We start from the raw sequence: 2196 nt of genomic DNA on the forward strand, positions 1-2196 counted from the left end.
GACCGAGGGACACGGGCCGAGGGACACGGGCCGAGGAGCGGCGGGACGACGGCCGCGGCTCCAACCCGGCCACAACGCTGCCCCCGCCCCACCCCGGCGCTCCACGCCCCGCCCCGGTCCCGAGCGCAGCCCGCAGGAGCGAAACGCCCCCTGCGAAACACCCCCCTGCCCTCCGGCGGCACAGAAAACAGCACCTCAGCGAACGGACCGGCCCGGCCACCACACCCGCGCCGAACCCCGCCACCCGCCACCTCCCGCCCCCACGGCTCACGCCCACGCACCCACGCACGCCAGCGCACCACCCCCTCGCCCCACACCTCCGGCCTGGGCCCGCCCTCACGGCAGGAACGGCACCCCACACCCCGCCGGCACCCCGCCACCGCACCCGCCCCCCACCCGGCCGTCAACCCGCCCACGACCGCACAAAAATACCTGAATAAAGGTATGTTTACCGTGTCCCCCATCCGCCCTGCCCCCCAGCACACCGCACCATCAACCCTCACCAGCACCAGGAGAGTTCGTGCCCACCGATCCCCGCCCGGCCACCCCCCGCCCCACCCGCACCGCCAACGCAAAAGGCCAGGCCTTCAAACAGGAACGCGCCCTGCGCACCCGCCGCCTCCTGCTCGACGCCGCCGCCGAAGCCTTCGCCGACAAAGGCTTCCCCGGCGTCACCATCCTCGACATCGCCGAACTCGCCGACATGACCAAAGGCGCCGTCTACTTCCACTTCGCCAACAAAGAAGCCCTCGCCCTCGCCCTCGCCGACGAGTTCTACGAACGCCTCGCCCACCTCATCGACACCGCACAAAAAGACAGCAGCACCCCCCTCAACGCCGTCACCACCATCCTCACCCGCACCGCCACCGCCTTCCGCGACGACAAAACCATCCAGGCCGGCGCCCGCCTCCAAGTCGAACGCGCCTACATCGACGCCGCACTCCCCACCCCCTACACCGCCTTCACCACCACCCTCACCGACATCCTCACCCAAGCTCACCAAACCGGCCAGCTCCGCCCCACCTGCGACCCCCACACCCTCGGCCGCGTCCTCACCTCAGCCTTCTTCGGCGCACAACACATCTCCTGGATCCTCAACAACCGCACAGACCTCCCCGAACGCATCAACGACATCCTCCGCACCACCCTCCACCCCAACCAAACCTGACCGCACCACCCCCACCACACCACCCGGACCGGACCGGACAGCCCCCGCAACCACACCCCGGCCGTGCCACCCGCACAGTCCAGACCGCCCGGACCGCCAGGACCGCCGTGACCGCCAGCACGGCACACAACCCGGCCAAACACAGCACGCCACAACCAGCCCACCGCACTCCATCCGCCGCCGACCGGACAGCCGCTCCACCGCGCCCGCCACCGAAGACAAGACACCCCAACACCGCCGAAGACACCCCAAGGGGGCCCCGTGGACACCGCACCGCCCTACTTCGTCTTCACCGACGTCGACGAAACCCTCATCAGCCTCAAAAGCATGTTCGACTTCCTCACCTACTACTTCACCCGCCACCACGGCCCCCAAGGAACCCGCACCGCCCACACCGTCATCGACAACCTCACCGCACAGACCGCCGCAGGCATCCCCCGGCACACCGCCAGCCGCACCTACTACCACGCCTGGAAAGGACAACCCGCACCCGCCGTCACCCAAACAGGCCGCCAATGGCATAGCGAACGCTCAGCAGAGGACACCTTCTACCTCCCCCACACCCTCGCAGCACTCGCCCACCACCGCGCACAGGGCGCCACCATCGTCCTCGTCTCCGGCGCCTTCCCCGCCATCCTCACTCCCATCGCCCACCACATAGGCGCCACTCACATCCTCTGCACCCACCCCCACCAACACAACAACACCCTCACCGGCACCCTCCACGGCCAACCCATGATCGGAACCACCAAGCAAACCGCCATCCAAACCCTCCTCAACCACCACCCCCACATCAACCCCGCCCACTGCCACGCCTACGGCGACCACGCCACCGACCTCCCCATGCTCACCACCGTCGGACACCCCGTCATCATCGGCACCAATCCCACACTCACCACCTGCCTCCCCCACGCCACCCACCTCCCCACCCACTAAGAGGTCATCTCATTTGGAGGTCCGGGTAGCCTGACTGTGTGATGGTCGAGCGTCTGGTGCCGGACGGGCTGTGGGAGTTGTTCCAGCGGGTG

Annotated in this window: 2 protein-coding genes; both read left to right on the forward strand. The window is 68.7% G+C overall.

The annotated features are described in order from the left end of the window. Positions 1-520: 520 nt before the first annotated feature. The gene (locus AB0M11_RS41255; protein ID WP_365714129.1) at positions 521-1168 is read left to right on the forward strand and encodes a ScbR family autoregulator-binding transcription factor; all 648 of its coding nucleotides are present in this window, start codon (positions 521-523) and stop codon (positions 1166-1168) included. Positions 1169-1429: 261 nt separating this feature from the next. Further along, a complete protein-coding gene (locus AB0M11_RS41260; RefSeq protein WP_365714131.1) occupies positions 1430-2104 on the forward strand; it encodes an HAD-IB family hydrolase in 675 nt (224 codons plus the stop codon). Positions 2105-2196: the final 92 nt, after the last annotated feature.

It is taken from the genome of Streptomyces sp. NPDC051987 (assembly GCF_040680735.1).
Lineage (GTDB): Bacteria > Actinomycetota > Actinomycetes > Streptomycetales > Streptomycetaceae > Streptomyces.